17 protein-coding genes are annotated in these 17,186 nt (G+C 54.6%); 11 read left to right on the top strand and 6 right to left on the bottom strand.

Going from position 1 to position 17,186, the window contains the following annotated elements; genetic code table 11:
• Positions 1 to 32: 32 nt before the first annotated feature.
• Genes HV352_RS20835 through HV352_RS20810 form a run of 6 tightly spaced genes read right to left on the bottom strand, consistent with a single transcriptional unit; the run spans position 33 to position 7,328 of the window.
• Positions 33 to 425 (bottom strand): DUF4280 domain-containing protein, encoded by a 393-nt coding sequence (locus tag HV352_RS20835; RefSeq protein ID WP_181635065.1) that lies wholly within the window; start codon positions 423 to 425, stop codon positions 33 to 35.
• On the bottom strand, positions 422 to 1,345 hold the full coding sequence (locus HV352_RS20830) for a type VI secretion system ImpA family N-terminal domain-containing protein (RefSeq protein ID WP_249415449.1): 924 nt from the start codon (positions 1,343 to 1,345) through the stop codon (positions 422 to 424). The genes HV352_RS20835 and HV352_RS20830 overlap by 4 nt, the downstream gene beginning before the upstream one ends.
• Positions 1,342 to 4,881 carry a type VI secretion protein IcmF/TssM N-terminal domain-containing protein gene (locus HV352_RS20825; protein ID WP_181635064.1) on the bottom strand — a complete coding sequence of 1,180 codons (3,540 nt, stop codon included), beginning with the start codon at positions 4,879 to 4,881 and terminating at the stop codon, positions 1,342 to 1,344. The genes HV352_RS20830 and HV352_RS20825 overlap by 4 nt, the downstream gene beginning before the upstream one ends.
• Positions 4,878 to 5,627, bottom strand: a complete 750-nt coding sequence (locus tag HV352_RS20820; RefSeq protein WP_049043247.1) for a DotU family type IV/VI secretion system protein — start codon at positions 5,625 to 5,627, stop codon at positions 4,878 to 4,880. Before HV352_RS20820 ends, HV352_RS20825 begins: the two co-directional genes overlap by 4 nt.
• Entirely contained in the window at positions 5,608 to 6,945 is a 1,338-nt protein-coding gene (gene tssK / locus HV352_RS20815) for a type VI secretion system baseplate subunit TssK (RefSeq protein ID WP_137380569.1), read from the bottom strand. The genes HV352_RS20820 and tssK overlap by 20 nt, the downstream gene beginning before the upstream one ends.
• A gap of 14 nt (positions 6,946 to 6,959) precedes the next feature.
• Complete coding sequence (locus tag HV352_RS20810; RefSeq protein WP_225836825.1) at positions 6,960 to 7,328, bottom strand: T6SS protein Cts2N; 369 nt, start codon at positions 7,326 to 7,328, stop codon at positions 6,960 to 6,962.
• 466 nt (positions 7,329 to 7,794) lie between these two features.
• Between HV352_RS20810 and tssB the strand changes: the two genes are divergently transcribed.
• The 11 genes from tssB (at position 7,795) to HV352_RS20760 (ending at position 17,166) form a co-directional block, all read left to right on the top strand.
• Positions 7,795 to 8,307 carry a type VI secretion system contractile sheath small subunit gene (gene tssB, locus HV352_RS20805; RefSeq protein ID WP_016155549.1) on the top strand — a complete coding sequence of 171 codons (513 nt, stop codon included), beginning with the start codon at positions 7,795 to 7,797 and terminating at the stop codon, positions 8,305 to 8,307.
• 19 nt (positions 8,308 to 8,326) lie between these two features.
• Positions 8,327 to 9,808 carry a type VI secretion system contractile sheath large subunit gene (tssC, locus tag HV352_RS20800; protein WP_016155550.1) on the top strand — a complete coding sequence of 494 codons (1,482 nt, stop codon included), beginning with the start codon at positions 8,327 to 8,329 and terminating at the stop codon, positions 9,806 to 9,808.
• Positions 9,809 to 9,826: 18 nt separating this feature from the next.
• Positions 9,827 to 10,312: an Hcp family type VI secretion system effector gene (locus HV352_RS20795; protein WP_016155551.1), complete on the top strand. Its 486-nt coding sequence runs from the start codon at positions 9,827 to 9,829 to the stop codon at positions 10,310 to 10,312.
• Positions 10,312 to 10,692 carry a GPW/gp25 family protein gene (locus HV352_RS20790; protein WP_019078239.1) on the top strand — a complete coding sequence of 127 codons (381 nt, stop codon included), beginning with the start codon at positions 10,312 to 10,314 and terminating at the stop codon, positions 10,690 to 10,692. The genes HV352_RS20795 and HV352_RS20790 overlap by 1 nt, the downstream gene beginning before the upstream one ends.
• Before the next feature lie 19 nt (positions 10,693 to 10,711).
• Positions 10,712 to 12,433 (top strand): type VI secretion system baseplate subunit TssF, encoded by a 1,722-nt coding sequence (tssF, locus tag HV352_RS20785; protein ID WP_049270656.1) that lies wholly within the window; start codon positions 10,712 to 10,714, stop codon positions 12,431 to 12,433.
• Positions 12,397 to 13,344, top strand: coding sequence for a type VI secretion system baseplate subunit TssG (gene tssG / locus HV352_RS20780; protein WP_181635063.1), 948 nt, complete (start codon positions 12,397 to 12,399; stop codon positions 13,342 to 13,344). Before tssF ends, tssG begins: the two co-directional genes overlap by 37 nt.
• Positions 13,335 to 15,836 (top strand): type VI secretion system ATPase TssH, encoded by a 2,502-nt coding sequence (gene tssH, locus HV352_RS20775; protein ID WP_181635062.1) that lies wholly within the window; start codon positions 13,335 to 13,337, stop codon positions 15,834 to 15,836. The genes tssG and tssH overlap by 10 nt, the downstream gene beginning before the upstream one ends.
• Before the next feature lie 42 nt (positions 15,837 to 15,878).
• Positions 15,879 to 16,352 carry a hypothetical protein gene (locus HV352_RS20770; RefSeq protein ID WP_016155556.1) on the top strand — a complete coding sequence of 158 codons (474 nt, stop codon included), beginning with the start codon at positions 15,879 to 15,881 and terminating at the stop codon, positions 16,350 to 16,352.
• A 68-nt stretch (positions 16,353 to 16,420) separates the two neighbouring features.
• The gene (locus HV352_RS23805; RefSeq protein ID WP_016155557.1) at positions 16,421 to 16,549 is read left to right on the top strand and encodes a hypothetical protein; all 129 of its coding nucleotides are present in this window, start codon (positions 16,421 to 16,423) and stop codon (positions 16,547 to 16,549) included.
• A gap of 97 nt (positions 16,550 to 16,646) precedes the next feature.
• Positions 16,647 to 16,895 (top strand): hypothetical protein, encoded by a 249-nt coding sequence (locus HV352_RS20765; RefSeq protein ID WP_016155558.1) that lies wholly within the window; start codon positions 16,647 to 16,649, stop codon positions 16,893 to 16,895.
• A complete protein-coding gene (locus tag HV352_RS20760) occupies positions 16,885 to 17,166 on the top strand; it encodes a type II toxin-antitoxin system RelE/ParE family toxin (RefSeq protein ID WP_047414720.1) in 282 nt (93 codons plus the stop codon). The genes HV352_RS20765 and HV352_RS20760 overlap by 11 nt, the downstream gene beginning before the upstream one ends.
• The last annotated feature ends 20 nt before the right edge of the window (positions 17,167 to 17,186 follow it).

Here is a 17,186-nt window from a genome sequence, read left to right as displayed (position 1 = left end):
CAACTGTTACCCTTAATTTCAAGAGGATAACATCACGCGACGACGGTCGTTAACTGCCCGGGAAAGCTAATTTGAATCAACCCACCCCAGGCGCACATTAACTGCGATTGCGCAGTAAGAGCCGGCGCATTGCCGACTATTATCGTCGGTGAACCGGGCATCCATGGCGCAATGGTGGCAGGAATGCACGGCATTGGCGTCAGCACGCCGAGCGCAGCGGCGGTTGCGGCAGCAACGGTCGGGTTGGCGATGCTGTTGCACATGCCGAACGGCAGAATGTTTACAAATGGTTTGTTATCCATAATATTCGCCATCGGCAGGCTGTTGACGATAGTTCGGCTGGTGGGCAACACGTTCAGTGTGGCGGGCGCTATGCCAAACGAGCATTGCAGCATCGCACCTGTACATACGGCAGGACAACTCATGGCAGTACCCCCAATTGTCTCCACAGTCGGCGAGCGGATTCGTCGCTGGTGATCAGTTCATTGAGCAGTTCCGGCAGTGGTGTATGTCCCCAGGTATAGGCCCGGTACAGTAGATACGGTACCGGACTGTGGGGCTCGGTACGCGCCAGATAGTCTGCCACCTGTTTAATCATCTGATACGCCTCTTCGCGGTGAAGAAACGTGGCGCCGTTGCTGACCGTTGATGCGGCTTCTTGCCCGACAGGTTGCGACTGTTCCGGCAAGGTGTTGCCCAACGCCTGCAGGCAGGTTTTGATTTTTTGCTCCAGTACATTAAATGAAGGTGCCGATTCGGTAGGCCAACTCTGACAGACGTTGTTGAGCCGTTGGAGCCACTCCATGCTGGATGTCAGGGATAATATGGTGGCCTCGTCCGCGCCAGGCAGCGGAACGTCAGCTAATTTTCCCTGCTGCCACTGGATCAGGGAGATGTTTTCCCCATGAGCTATAAACAGCGGGGATTCAGCGACCAGCGTGGCGTAATGTTGCGCTATCCAGCACAGTGGCGCGGCGCGATAGTCATAGTCACCTTCTTTAATTTTAGGATGTAATTGCTCCGGGTATTGCTCCAGCGCCAGGGCCACTAATTCCAGCGCATTGGGCAGGGCTGCTAAGCCGTGAACTCTAATCCATGCCTCACCCAACCAGCTCATAATGACCAGATCCTTACTGAGCGTTTTCGTCAGCACAGTGGCGATTTTGGCGACTTCATCCCAGTCGGCGCGGCGCGGCGTACTTTGCCAGACGCCGGTGGGCAGCGTTTCGTCATCCTGCTGGCGGGCGGCGACCAACTGGTCGAACTCTGGTGAATAACGGATAGAGTCCCCGCACGGATTATCCGCCTGAATGGGGGCCAGTAATGCCTCAATATGTTCCATCATTTTCCTCCTGATAATCCCTGCTCGGTAAGCGGTATCCATGGTAGCGGCGCTTTGCTTTGGGCATCTAACAACGTGACCTGCCAAAATACGGTTGACTGCAATTGCTTCTGACCATCGCCCACGGGGAGCGAAAAACGCAGCGGCAGCGGTTGCGTCGGCGCGCCACCGACGCGCTGTTGTTCAATCATCCTGAGCAGTGCCCACGCTCCCTGCCAGCGCCAACGACCAGTATCACCGCTTACCGTTACGCCTGTCTGTGACAGGCCTGGCATTGGACGCCATGCGGAATTGGCTGCCCAGCGCAGACTAAAGTTCAGACTATCACCGCTGCGCCAGTGCAGGTCAGTCGTGCCGCCGGGGTAGCTAATCGATTGTTGATTGCCAACAAGCCGCCAGTCGGCAATCTGATCCGCGCCAGCCTCATGGTTGCGTGAGGTCCGCCAGATAACCCGTAACGTCACGCCTTCAGGGCTGACCAACGCCGACAGTAACGGCTGTGCCGCTGCCAGTTGTTGAATGAGTGGCGGCTGTTCGGATAGCGTTTCGGCGGGGAGTTGCGCCAGCAAAAGAGTCAGTTCACGTACCCGATCGACATCTGCATCTGTTGAGTGCGGCACGGCGGTAAAGGGGAAGCGCCCTGCAAGCCAGGTGTTGTACAGATTGAAGATCTTCTGTACCGCACCAATGCTGGCCTGTTGGCGTAACTGCTGACATTTTTGCAATGATGCGTCTGCCAGCGCGTTCAGCGACTGACCGTAAAAATCGTTACTGCTGGCGGTGCGAAACTGCGTCAGTTCACTCTGGCAGTTCTGCGCAGAGAGCGTCGGCAGCGCGGCAGCAAGGGCCGCCATCTGCATCGGCGAACTGGCAGGATCCTGTTGTTGCAGCCGCTTCATGGTCGCCAGTGAATTGCTCCAGCGAACGATAAGCTGGTTATCCGTCGCGCTTAGCCATGGGCGCTGTTTATCGAGCCAGTCAATATCCTGCTTATAGCGGGTTAATGCGCCAGAGATTTGTTCTGCCTGGGCGCTAGCCCATCCGATAATTTTCTGTCCGCTGGCCTGCGCCTGTTCTGTCGTCGCGTAATTGACCGCCGGAGGGGTAATCGGCGGAAGTAACGCGCTGCCGTCCTGACGCACCCGTGCAATCACCTGGGCCGCCGTTTGTTGGCGCAATGCGATGGCAAGCTGAGGACGATTAAGCTGGTTGAAGGCTTCAATGATGTAATCCGCGCTGGCGGTGCTGACATTGCTGTTATCCGGGGTTCCGGTGGCCCCTGTGTATAGCGTCTGACGTATGGCGTTTTCCACCGCCTGTCGCGCCAGCATGGTGATTTTAGGTCGCCAGATGCTGTCTGGAAGCTGCTGCATAAATCGTTCAAATCCGCCATACAGCGCCAGCGCCTGCTGAAGTTGCAGGTTGCCAGGATAACCGACGGAGAGCTCGGTAGGCTGGCTTGCCCCCTGCTGCCAGAAGGGTTGGTTAAGTAAATCACGCAAACTTTTTTGTAATGCCAGAAGATCCGGCGATACGCTGAATTGTCCTTCCGGGGATTGCTCGGTTAATGAGGAGAAGTGCAGCCTGGAGCCATCAACCTGCGCCAGAAAGCGTTGGCGCAGTAGGGTTTCGTGGCGGAGCAGTTCCTGAACCACGCTGTTGTCGATAAGCCTAAGGGTTCGTGCCTGCGTGAGCAGCTCATCCAGTGGCAGTCTGATTGGCGAATTTGTTGCGTCACGACTCAGGTTATTAATGGTCGTCAGTGTTGCTTGTAAGCGGCTGACCTGGCGGACCAGCGAGCGGACGAACAAGGGGGTAACCCCGGTGCCATTGCCAAACAGCGCCAACAGTTGTTCGAGCTGCTCTTCGTTGTTATCCAGGCTGGTATTGCCATAGTTTTGCTCCAGCCAGCGCATGGTTTCGTGAGAAAAAAGTACGCTGTTGCGCTGAGTCAGCTCGCTAGCGTCGGGTAATTTCAGACGCGAGAGATTGAGAGTGGCAAACATCTCGTTGAGCTTTTCCTGGGAGGGTAAAGAGTCGGTGTCAACGGTCACGCCCCAAACGCTGGCGCTGACGTTTGCCAACGTCTGCACAGTCGGTTGCTTCATCTGCATTAATTGTAGCAACGGCAAATAGCGCGACTCCATTTGTTTTGCCTGAGTGAGCAAGTTCTGAATTTGCCGGTAACGCTCTTCGGGTAGCAAATCGTCCTGCTCAAAGCCCCTTTCATTGTGATTTTGCAGGCAGATACTGTTGGTTGCTGGTACCAGCAGGCTAGCCAGGGTGACGTTGTTAAACGTCTCGCGCAATTTTGTATCGGTGCGGCTGAACAGCGAGCCGGGCCAGACGATGGAACGAAACTGCCACTGTGGAATGCCATTGAGAACGCGCCAGTACAGCGCGGTGGAACGCTCACCAGTGATATCGGCCCGGACGGCTGTGGCGAGGACCTGCAGACGATCGTGCAATAGTACGGCATGGGTGTGCTGGTATTGCCAACTCCAGGTCATCGCGACAAGCCAAAGAACGCAAAGGCAGCTATAGCACGCGAGAGTGATGAAATGGCGGCGTAAATTCACGCGCAGCAAACGGCGCACCGGAAGCGCGAGACCGCGCTCAGCGGTAATTTTGCTGCTCAGTAGCGACTGAGAAAACTGCATCTGTGGTTTGTCATGGTCCAGCGTACGGGCAACAAACCAGATCCCGCGCAGCTGCGGTGGCTCATCGCGGGCATGACTGTTAAACAGGGCGTCAAAAGCGTCATGCAACGGTGCGGCAAGCGGCGGGAAGCTTTCTGGCAAGCGGAATAATTCCTCCGGCGTGTTGCCTCGCAGCGCGCCAAGCTCGGTGATGAACAGCCGCAGAGAAGTCCGGGTATTGTCCAGCGCATTGTCGATCCACTGCGGTTTCCAAATGGCTTCTCTGGCGACCGGAATCGTGCTGCCAATCGGACTGCGGCGAGCATCTTCCGGCAATAGCTCCAGCAGATCGGCTGTACCTTCCAGTGATTCCATGCCGCTGATGATCAGGTAAATTGGCAGACTCAGTCCGCACACCTGCTGCAACTGCTGACAGTTATGTAATAAGCTGGCGCGGACGGTATCATCGTCATGCAGCGTCTCTAATGAAAGGGTGATAATCAGTGCATCCAGTGGTCGCTGGGGGCGGCTTTTCACCAACGCAGACAGCGTCTTCTGCCAGTCATTCTGACGGATTAGCCGCTTCTTCCCAACGGTTTGTAGCGTTTGCGGCAGGCACAGAAGGCTGCACTGAGGATTAAACCACCATTGCCCGAACCAGTATTCCTGGCCGTCGGTAAGTGACCAACTGCGGCACAGCAGACGGTTATCCTCTTCGTCGCCAAGCATCAGGATTCGCACGCTGTCGTAAGGATCCTGACTGGTACAGGCTCGCTGGATCTCCTTTTGCGCACGGTTGAACGTATCGTTTCGGTATTCCCATTGCCACCAGACGCACCAGAGAGTCATCGCCAACAGCACCAGGAGAATAATCAGTAGCGTAAGCCAGGGTTGCGTCACTTATCATCTCCCTGGCAGGACTGGGTTACCGGGAAATCTGGCAGCGAATTTACGCCGATGGCATCTTCAATACTTAGCCACAGTCGCTGACTCAACAGCAATAACGCCAAAAGTATTACGAGGGCGATGAGATGCAGGCGCGAATTGTCTGGCAGGCGGCGATGCGCCGGAAGGTGTAAAGGCGTCCCCAGCGCGGTCGATTCCATGCGTTCGGCAATATCACTGAGCTGAGCGTCATGCTGAAAGGCAAAATGCCACAGCAGGCGGCAGGTTTCCTGATGATTCTGCAGGTTAAAATCGCCACGTCGGGAACCAAACCCCAGCGTCAGGCAGCGCAAATACAGCGCGGCTAAATCCCGCTTTCCTGGGTTACGTTCATTGAGCAGAGCGGTGATCTGGCGGGGGATCTGGTCCCCAGCGCTATGGGTTTGCCACAAATGATACTCCAGCGGGCAGGACTGCCACAGGGAGAGCGCGGGCCAGTCACCATAGAGTACGGACTCATCAATCAGCGCGACCAGGGCATAAACGGACGCGTCAATCTGCTGCTGAAACGGCGAACCCAGTTCGCGGGTCAGGCGTCGGTTATACTCTTCTACCACCTGACTGGCGTATACAAGGGCCTGATTATGTAACTCATCTGGCGGTAGCGGAGTGCGTTTCCAGCGTTCGAACTGCGCCAGCCAGCGGGTGTAAATCTCATCAAACAGACGGCTGGCAGGCATATCAGGATTGGCGATTGTCATGGCGATCCTCCTGACGGTAGAGCATGATCTGCTGCGGCATATCCTCTGTTTCATGCAATGGGGCAATAACCAACGGCGTCCCTTTTTCAAACCACTGGATGGTAAGGGTCAGGGTAAACAGGGCCACCTTGCCGTCGATTTCCCAGTCACTGCGCTGCTCTGCAGCCAGCGGCGTGAAAGTCATCCCGTGCATCCGCTGACGACGCAGAACAGGGACAAAGGGTTGGCTGGTGATAAGACTCATTTGTAACCACTTTTCAGCTTTGGAGGCGTTGTCTCCGGGCATCAGCAGGCCTATCACCACCTGCTCTCCCGCGTGGATATCTGTAGGGAGTTGCAGTGAAAAAGAGTTATCCAGCTTGCTGAAATTCAGCCGCTGATAGCGGCGATGAATATGCGCCAACTGGTTTTTCAGTACGGTGAAAAGAGAGGCAAATGCGGGCAGCATGTTCTGATAATCAAAGGTTGGCAGCAGGGGCAGCGTTTTATCCTGAGTCAGTATTGCCGTTTGTCCGATAAAGAGACACAGCGCGCGGTAAAGATCCTGTGGATGTGGCCGCCCGCTGCTGAGCAAGCTTTCCACCAGCGGCAACGCCCCCTGGATACTATGCAGTGACAGCGTAAGCCATAGCCAGTCGTTGGTGCGTTGTCCGTGTTGCGCCAACTGCATTTCACGGCTCAGAAACAGAATTTTTTCTCTTGCCTGCAGGCAGAGTTGTCGGGTTTGGCGTGCCAGATAACTCTCTTCGTTGAAGGCGGGAGAGGGGGGAAACCACTCGCTCTGACGAAATCCACCTTCGCTATACACAACCTGCAGCAGCGGCAGACAGACGAAATCAGCGCGATCGTGCTGGCAAACCAGACGCGGTACGGGCTGCCATTGCGAAATGCTCTCGGGGAATTCACCGCTACTCAGGTCAGGTAGCGGGGCGCTGTTGACTGAGCGATAGCGGCTATTCATCAACTGCCACTGTCCGGCACGGTTTAGCGGCGGCAGCGCCAGCCAAAGGATATGTTCACTGTCTGGTACGGCAGGCAGCAAGCGGGCGCAGTCAAACTCCAGCGATAAATCGTCGCTAATGTCATAATTGACCGGCGTGCCATCGGGCATCATCGCCTCCAGGCGCAAAATACGCAGCGTTCCTGCACACAGCGCAGCCTCGTCAATCTGGAGCCGGTTGACGCCCCAGAACCACGGATTAGCGCACCCGGTGAGCGCGGCACAAAGTGTTTCATTACGCAATGCCTGCAACTGGAAATGTTGAGGTAGCATTGCCATCCCTTCATACCAGCAAACCATTGCCGGAATTGTGCTCATAGTCCCTTCCTTGTTCATGGTGCCAGGACGGCTTCATCCGTCATTAGTAACAGATGCAGTGAATCTGCTTTTTCCAGTGTTAATCGGTGTTCTCCTGCGCTGCTGTAGCGGGCAAACAGCAGAATTGCCTCTGCCTTAACGCCGTGCAGAGGGGAGCTTTTGGTCACAAAACGCGAATCCGGCACCAGCTCCAGCGACCAGACATGCAACCCGTCAGGGCTATCGCGCAGGAGTTGTGATTTGGCGTTAAACCACTGTGTCGCACTCAGCGATTGTACGGTTGGCAGTAACGCATTATCGGCAATCGCGACAATATCCACGGCGACTGGCGTGTTATCGTTTGCATCTGCTGCGGTTTCAATGACCACATCATTAAATGCCACACGGTTTTGCCATAATGAACAACCGCTACTCAGTAAAATTAAAATACTGATTAATATTATATTGGCTGGATGGCATAGGCCGTTTGTCATATAAAGTCCTTTTATATTGTCATTAATAAGGTAATTAATGGTGGGGGTTGTTTTTTTGACTTAAATCATCATTGGATGAATCTTAAGTAATAAATTTTTTTAACATTTAAATATTCACTAAATTTATATTTTCAGTGCAAAGTATTATTTTATAACCAATTTTAATTGTAACATGTTGATTTTTATTGGTTAATTTTTTGTTAATTGATTTTTATCAAACAATTTATTTTTTTGTGTGAAAAGTAAAAAATTAAGTTGATATTTATTGGGTGTTGTGTTTTTTATATTACGGCTAGTTATTCATGAATATGACTTTTCGAATAATGGTGCGGTAAGTGTCGTGCCAGGGATACTATTGCAATAAAAAGGATTAAATATGGCCGAGAGCATTCAGCATAAACTCAACCGTATTAGGCCGCCGCGCGTGCAAATAACGTATGATGTGGAAACAGGTGGCGCGATTGAGAAGAAAGAGCTTCCCTTAGTTGTTGGTATTTTAGCTGATTTATCCGGACATCCCGCATGCCCACCCGCTAAATTACGTGAGCGGCGATTTGTCGAAATTGACCGTGATAATTTTGACGATGTGCTTTCCTCCCTCTCACCTCGTCTGGCGATACAGGTTGAAAATCGTCTGGCTAATGATGGCAGCAAATTGAACGTTGAGCTGTGCTTTAACGAGTTCGATGATTTTTCTCCACTCAATATTATCAATCAGGTTAAACCCCTTCAGCGACTGTTTCTTGCCCGGCAGCGTCTGCGCGATCTGCTCACCAAACTGGATGGTAACGACGATTTGGATGCGCTGCTACAGCAGGTGGTAAACGATAACGCCGAGCTTCAGGCTTTGAGACCCATCGTTGAAGAAAAACCGGCTGAAAACGCGTAACTGAATCAGGAGAAGAACAATGGAAAATGTTCAGGAACAAGCTGAAAACGGCGGACAGACGGTCACGCTGAGCGTGCTGGATCGCATTATCCAGGAAGGGCGGATGGCGCGCGATGAGCTACAACAGACCTACGCGCGTGACATGCTGGAAGAACTGGCGACGCAAATTCTTGATGAAGGGATGGCGATAGGAAGCGATACGGTGGCGATGATCAACCATCGCATCGCGCAGATCGACGAGCTTATCAGCGGCCAGTTGAATGAGGTATTGCATCACCCGGATATGCAGAAACTGGAAGCCTCCTGGCGCGGTCTGCATCAGTTTGTGATGAATACGGAGACCAGCACCCGACTGAAATTACGTCTGCTAAACGTTTCGCGCAAAGAACTGCAGGACGATCTGGAAAAAGCGGTTGAGTTCGATCAGAGCACGTTGTTTAAGAAATTGTATGAGGATGAATACGGTACTTTTGGGGGGAATCCCTATAGCGTGCTGGTCGGTGATTTCGAGTTTGGCCGTCATCCGCAGGATGTGGCGCTACTGGAAAAACTTTCCCAGGTCGCGGCGGCCGCGCATGCGCCGTTTATCGCCGCTGCCAGTCCTCGTTTGTTTGATATGGGATCGTTTCTCGAGTTAGGTGTCCCTCGCGATCTGGCGAAGATCTTCGAAAGCACCGAGCTGATTAAATGGCGGGCATTCCGCGAAAGCGACGACTCCCGCTATGTCTCATTAGTGCTGCCGCACGTGTTGCAGCGCCTGCCTTACGGCCCGGATACGGTGCCGGTGGAAGGCGTGAACTTTATCGAGGACGTCGACGGCCTTGATGCCAGCAAATATCTGTGGGGCAATGCCGCCTGGATGCTGGCCAGTCGTATTACCGAAGCTTTTGCCTTATACGGCTGGTGTGCGGCGATCCGCGGTGCGGAAGGCGGCGGCCTGGTATCCGATCTCCCGGCGCATACGTTCTCCACGCCATCCGGCGATATCAGCCTGCGCTGCCCGACGGAAATAGCCATTACCGACAGGCGTGAGAAGGAGCTTAACGATCTGGGATTCATCGTGCTGTGTCATAAGAAGAATACCAACACCGCCGCGTTCTTTGGCGGACAGACCACCAATCAGGCAAGGATCTACAACACCCCGGAGGCCAATGCCAACGCGAGGATCTCCGCAATGCTGCCTTACATCCTCGCCGCTTCCCGTTTTGCGCATTACCTGAAGGTGATTATGCGCGACAAGGTCGGCAGCTTTATGAGCCGCGATGATGTTGAGAGTTACCTCAATAACTGGATTGCTGACTATGTGTTGCTGCGCGACAGCGCGCCACAGGAGATTAAAGCGCGTTATCCGCTGCGTGAAGCACGGGTGGACGTGAGTGATGTTCCCGGCAAACCGGGCGTTTATCGCGCCGTTGTATTCCTGCGTCCGCACTTCCAGTTAGAAGAGTTGACCACCTCAATTCGTCTGGTGGCTGAATTGCCGCCGCCAGCTGCCGCTTGATTACTAAGGAGATAGACCATGGATGCGATTTTTTTAAAGCTTGACGATATCAAAGGCGAAAGCCAGGCCGATGGCTTCAAAGATCAGATAGAGATCATGTCCTACAGCCATAACGTGGCGATGCAGGTCACTAACGACGTCAGTAATACCGAACGTACTTCCGGGCGGGCGCACGTGGGTGAAATGTCGCTGACCAAGTTTGTCGATCTCGCCACGCCGGTGCTCAATGAGTATTGCTGTAGCGGGAAGGTGATCAAAGAAGCGAAGTTGACGCTCTGTCGTAACGACAATAGCGCGATGCTGCCGTTTATTGTCTATACCCTGAGTAACGTGGTGATCTCGCACCTGAGCGTCAGCGGCGGGTCCGGCGGTAAGCCGGTAGAGACGATGTCGCTGAACTTCACCAAAATCAAATGGGAAATCACCGCCCAGAAATCGGAAGGCACCCAGCAGGGCACCAGTTCATCCGTCTGGGATATGGCGCTGAATAAGAAAGGCAGCTAATGGTGGAGCCTTTCATCCCGGTTGCGCTATTCGACAGGCTGCTGGATGAGGAGATAAGCCCACGAGAGTCGGTGTGCCGGGAGTTGAATCGATTATTCAACTCCCGAGCCCCTACGGATGATGACGCACTACCGCTGTTGCTTAGCTGGGGCGTCCCGGAATGGCACGGATGTAACGCGGGCGATGAGCGGGTGCTTAACTGGTATTGTCGCCAGCTACGCGCAGCCATTTTACGCAACGAGCCGCGGATTCAGGCGCTAACTGTCAGCGTGAAAGATGCGCATCATCAGACGCTGGCGCTGCATCTCGAGGTGATGTTGTGGCACGACGACGATCCGCTGACGCTGGATCTAACGTATCTGCACGGCAGCTGGCGATGACTATCGCAGGAGAAGATCAATGGACGATCGATTGCTGGAAGACTATTTGCAGGAGTTGAGATGGTTGCGTACCGCCAGCGGCGAGTTCGCCCGGCGGCACCCGCACGTTGCCTCTCGTCTGCGGCTGAGCGAATTTGATTGCCCGGATCCCCACGTTGAAAGGCTTTTAGAAGGTTTCGCCCTGCAAAGCGCCAAATTGCATCAGCGCCTTGATGATGGTTTTGGTGAACTGTGTGAATCGCTGCTGGAGCAGCTCTCACCTCATTCGATACGCCCTTTCCCTTCCACAGCTACCGCCAGTTTTACTGCGGATCCGCTGGCAGGTGATTTGAGTCAGGGTTACGCCCTTCCTGCCGGAACGCCGCTTTACGCGTTAACGCAAAGCGGTAAAACGATCTGGTGGCGTACCGCGCTGGCGCAAACGCTGTGGCCTATTGAGATTGACGATGTTACCTGGTGCGATGCGGCGCAGGCCCGGCAATTAACCGGGCTGACGAGGGCGCGCGGCGCATTGCTTATTCAGCTACGTTGTCTGCCGCCACATCAGTTTTCGACGTTGGCGGTTACACAGTTACGCATTCATCTCAGCGGTTCGCCGCAAATCAACGCCACGCTATTTGATTTGTTGTACGCCCATGTCATTGGGCCGCTGCGCCCACATCCCATTGGCCTGCTGAATGCCGAAAAGATTTTGCCCTGCGAACCGGGCGTAGAGTCCAGCGTGCTGGCGCTCAGTGCCTGGATGAACAGCCCGCAGGCGCTGATGTATTTCGATTTGCCGCTGCCGCCTTCGGGGGAGGGCGACGGCATGATCTTGTGTATTCCTTTCGATCGCGCTCCGCCGGGGGCGCAGCATATTCACTCGGGTGATATTCGTTTGGGGTGTGTGCCTATCGTTAACCTGTTCACCCGGACCTCTGAGCCGCTGATCGCCGGGCATATTCGCAGCGAGCATCGGCTGGTGGCCGATCATCATGATCAACATGTACAGATCTACCGTGTACAGACGCTGTGGATGAGCCGCCGTGAAGAAGCCTGGCGCGTGCCCGCATATTATTCCGCTCACGGGCATAGCGAGTCCCGCTGGTTCTGGCATGCACGACGCAACCGCCAGCAGGGCAATGCGTTGTGGTTAACGCTGGTGGACAGCCGTTTCGACCCGTTTGCGCCGGATGAAGAAGCGAGCCTGACGGCGACGCTCTGGTGCAGCAACGGTGAGCAGGCCGCACTGCTTTGTGCGGGAACGCCACTAACCTTTGAAGTACCCGGCCCGGTTGCGCAGGTGCATTTACTGGGAACGCCGACCACGCCTTCAGCGCCTGCGTTGCAGCGAGATGCACGCTGGAAACTGCTCTCAACGCTTGCGCTCAACCATCTCTTATTGAACGAAGGTCAGAGCGCGCTGGACTCGCTGAAAGAACTGCTGGCCCTGTATGCCCCTTCCTCTGCGTCACCCGCTGTCTGGCAGCAGATCAATGGCATCCGCGAGATGTGTTGCCAACGGGTGAGTGAGCATCGGGGGCGGGATGCCTGGCGCGGCTGGCATAACGGTATCAAGGTGACGCTGGAACTCGATCCACAAGCCTTTACTGGAAGCAGCCGACTGTTGTTTGCGGGCGTTATTGCCCGTTTTCTGGCGCGTAATGCCACCGCAAACTGCTTTATCCACACGATATTGCAAGACGAAGGAGAGGAGCTGTCGCTATGGACAGACGTCGAACAGACCACGCTGATAGCGTAATCGCCCAGCTTAAGGCCGAGCCGTGGCGCTTCTCGCTGGAGCAGTGTGTCCGCATCCTGGAAGCGGCGGGTGAGACGCCCGAACTGCGGGGCGATCTGGGGCTGGCATTTAGCCCAGCGGAAGTCAGTTCGCTGAACGAAGACGTTGTGCAGGTGCGTAGCCTCGGGCCAGGGGGGGCGGATGGCGTATTGCCCTACGGCTGGCTGGAATGGCTACAGCAGGCGACGCAGGATAAAAACAGCGCACTGCAGGATTTTATCTTTATGTTTCAACAGCGTTTTCTTCAACATCACTACCGTAGCCTGAGCCTGCATCGGCTGGCCAGGCCTTACGCCAGGCGAGAAGATGCGCCAGGGCTTTCTGTAATGCGTGCGCTGTGTGGTTTCAGGCTCGACGCCATGGAAAAGTATGAATCTGCGCAGGTACAGAGTCTGCTGATGCAATGCGGCAACCTGCCTAATCGCAGGTGTTCTACGGCTGGATTTGTGGCGCTGGTCGAGGCCGTACTGAACGTCACCGTGCATGTCGAAGAGTTTGTCGGCCGCTGGCAGCCTTTGCCACAGGCATCAATAAGCCGGACGGGATGTCGGCTGGGGCGCAATAGCGTCGCCGGTCGGCGAATATGGAACCAGCATGCGGCGCTACGGGTGCATCTGCGTGCTAAAAACGCTACGCAGTGGCGCGAATTTTTACCCGGCAGTCAGGGTTTTCTCCAGCTCAGTAAGTTAGCGGAAATCTGGTTTGGCGCGGGAATAACGCAGGAATTGATGATGCGCGCAACCCTGACGCTGGATCATCGCTTAACCCGCGCTGCGCCGCCGCGTCTGGGGTATACCGCGCAACTGGCAGGGCGCAAGCCCGCCATGTTCCATTGCCAACAGCATCTTGAGGAGAACAGTAAATGGATTTGAAAGCGCTGGTAAAACGACTGAACCCCATTTGTTTTCGTGCGCTGGAACAGGCCGCCGAACGCAGCCGGGCGCAGGGACACTGGTTCGTTGAGCCGGAGCATATGCTGCTGGCTTTACTGGATGATGAACACTGTGATTTAGCGTATTGCCTGAGCAACGCGGCTATCTCCACCGATACGTTACGTGAAGAGATCCAGCGTGCTCAGGCGCAGTTCAAAGCGGGCTGTACGCGGATGCCGGTGTTTTCCGTACAACTGATAGAGCTACTGGAAGGGGCGATTTTGCAGGCGACATTCCAGCGTATTCCTCTGGTTCGTTCGGCCTTATTGCTCCTGACCTTACTCACCCGAGAACGGCTGCGTACCCAGTTGGCGCAGGGAATGCCAATGTTGTTACAGCTTCCGGCTGCGGAGCTGGAAAGCCAGTGGCAGACCTGGTGTCGCAACTCCGTTGAGGAGGCTGCAGACCCTGACAATGGAGAATCCCCGAAGCGTGAAGGCGGGGTACTGGATCAATATACGCACGATCTGACTCGTGACGCGCGGGAAGGGCGGATCGATCCGATCATCGGGCGCGACGCGGAGATCCGCCAGTGTATCGACATCCTGCTGCGTCGCAGGCAAAACAACCCGATTCTGGTGGGGGCGCCAGGTGTGGGCAAAACCGCCGTTGCCGAAGGGCTGGCGCGACGCATTGCCGAAGTCAGCGTGCCGCCGCCGTTGCGTGATGTCGCTCTGCTGGCTCTCGATCTTGGCTTGTTGCAGGCGGGAGCGGGCGTGAAAGGCGAGTTTGAACAGCGTTTGCGCGGCGTAATCGACGCGGTAAAAAAATCCCCGCAGCCGATCATTTTATTTATCGACGAAGCCCACACGCTGATAGGCGCGGGCGGTGCCGAGGGGGGCAGTGATGCCGCCAACCTGCTGAAACCGGCGCTGGCGCGTGGGGAACTGCGCACCATCGCCGCCACCACATGGCAGGAGTACAAAAAATATTTCGAGAAGGATCCGGCGCTGGACCGACGTTTTCAGCGTATCCAGATTGAAGAGCCGGACGAAAATAGCGCGGTGATCATGCTGCGCGCGGTGGCCGACAAGCTCGAGGCGCATCACGGTGTGCAAATTCTGGATACCGCGATCCGCGAAGCGGTGCGCCTCTCCCAGCGCTACATCTCCGGACGTCAATTGCCGGACAAAGCCATCAGCGTGCTTGATACTGCCTGTGCAAGAGTGGCGCTGGCGCAGCATGACGTGCCGCCTGCGCTGGAGGAAATTCGTCAGCAGCAGGCAGCGATAGAAGAAGAGAGCGAGCGTCTGAATCGTGAACTGCTGGTGGGCGTCGATCATCACGACAGGCTGTGCGAGCTGGAAGCGCAGGCGGAGAAACTGCAGGTTCAGGCGCGGGAAGTGGAAGGACGTTGGCAGGATGAGCGTCAGCGGGTCGGTGAACTGCTGGCCGCTCGTCAACGGATGTTGGATCTCAGCGAACGGCTGGACGATGATGAGGAACTGGAGCAAGAGCTGGTGGAGTGCGCGGCGCTGATCGGCAAACTGGAAACCGCCGCTGCCCAACTGCGCGACGAAGTGCCGCTGGTGCCGGACTGCGTGGATACCGCCACGGTAGCGGCGGTGATTGGCGGCTGGACCGGTATCCCTATCGGCCAGATGCTGACCGACGAAGCCCACGCCCTGCGCACGTTGGTTGAGCGAATGAGCGAGCGGGTGATGGGGCAGCAGGCGGCGCTGGAGACCATCGCCCAACGGCTGCGTGCCTATCGCAGCGGCCTGACCGATCCGCAAAAGCCGGTCGGCGTGTTCCTGCTGGTGGGGCCAACCGGTGTGGGCAAAACCGAAACCGCCTATGCGCTGGCGGATACCCTGTACGGCGGCGAACGTAATCTGATCACCATTAATCTGTCTGAATATCAGGAGGCGCACACCGTCAGCCAGCTGAAAGGCGCGCCGCCGGGCTACGTCGGTTATGGCAGCGGCGGGGCATTAACCGAAGCGGTGCGCCGTCGCCCCTATTCCGTGGTGCTGCTCGACGAAATTGAAAAAGCGCACCCGGACGTGCTGGAGGCGTTTTATAACGTCTTCGACAAAGGGGTGATGGAGGACGGCACCGGATTAATTGTCGATTTCAAAAATACGGTGATGCTGGCGACCAGCAACGTCGGTGCGGAATTAATTCTGGAAACGCCTGCGTGTGAATTAAACGGAGAGCGGTTTAACGAGGCGCTGCGCGAGGAATTATTAACCCATTTTCGTCCGGCGTTTTTCGCGCGGATGACCACGGTGGCCTATCGGGCACTGGATGAAGAAATATTGAAGGGAATTGTGTTGGCTAAATTGGAAAAGTTATCACAGAGATATTTTGTGGCGACGGGGGAGAAATTAAATATGGAGGATGGGCTGGTGGAAAGGGTAATGGAGAAATGTAAGGGAGTAGGGGCCAGAGATGTTGAGAACCTAGTGGTTGGGGAAGTGATGAGATAATACTTTGTATAATTTAAATTAAAATTTATCTGGATGAGAAATATGTTTAGAAACAGAGTGCTATTTAGAGCTGATTTGCGTGGCCCCGAGGTGATTTTTGAAGAAGGATTTCATCCCAGATATACTGGCGGGATTATAGTTCATCCTGGCGGGCAAGCTACAGGTGGTATTTCTACAACGAAAGAGCTACTAATTGCAATGGATTATGCAGCTCGTTATGGTGGCTATGTGTATGCGGTTGTAGCTTCAGGAGTAGATATATTGGAATGGCTGTATCAGCATCATGCTACGCAGGGAGCAAAGGCGAATGCTATGACACAAATGGAGATTCATTGTAATTATATTGAGGCAAATAAGATAGCATTTGCAAGAAAAGCTATTTTAGTTGATGGAAAGTTAAGCTTTAGTGATTTGCTAATTACTAATCGTATGTGCATTTACCCTCCGGAGGACCTTATTAGAGTTAGAGAGCTTTTTTTATTGGACGGGCAGTTTGATAAATCTCTTTATCAGTGAATATATGAAGAATTTTTGTTTATTACAAATGTTTAATATGACTGAAATTATATAATAAGGACTCTCCCATGCCCAACACCACCATTATCAAACTCACCGCTCCGGTCCTTACCGCCACCACCGCGCACACCGACTTCCAACTTAACGGCCTGACCATCGTCACCATCGCAGGAACCACCTCCGCGCCGTTAACCTGACAACGAACCACACATCATGGTTATAAGCATCATTAATGATGCTTATAAAGGTGCTTTTAATGGTCTATACTAAAACCTCATTAACGAGGAAAACACCATGCCATTTCATATCCTGACCAAAACCGCTGCCAGCATCACCGACCTGAAACGTAACCCAATGGGGACGGTCAACGCCGGGGAGGGTGAAGCGGTGGCGATTCTGAACCGCAATGAGCCAGCGTTTTACTGCGTGCCGCCTGCGGTTTATGCGTATCTGCTGGAGCTGGCAGAAGACGCCGAGCTGAACCGTATCGCCGACGAACGCGAAGGCGGAAAACGAATAAAGGTATCTTTAAATGACCTATAACCTGGAGTTTTTAGATGTTGCGCTCAAGGAGTGGCGCAAGCTTTCCCCTGCATTACGTGAACAGTTCAAAAAGAAACTGGCGGAGCGACTGGAAAATCCCCATGTTCCTGCTGCCCGCCTTTCCGGCAAATTACATCGTTACAAAATCAAGCTACGCAGTGCTGGGTATCGTCTGGTCTATCAGGTCGAGGACGAGCAGGTTGTCGTTCTTGTGATCGCAGTAGGCAGACGTGATGGCGATGAGGTTTATCATCAGGCTAACCGGCGCTAGCGCTATCGTTGAAAAAGGAA

It is taken from the genome of Citrobacter sp. RHBSTW-01044, from assembly GCF_013781945.1.
GTDB lineage: Bacteria > Pseudomonadota > Gammaproteobacteria > Enterobacterales > Enterobacteriaceae > Citrobacter > Citrobacter braakii.
This window is presented reverse-complemented; position numbering and strand designations above follow the sequence as displayed.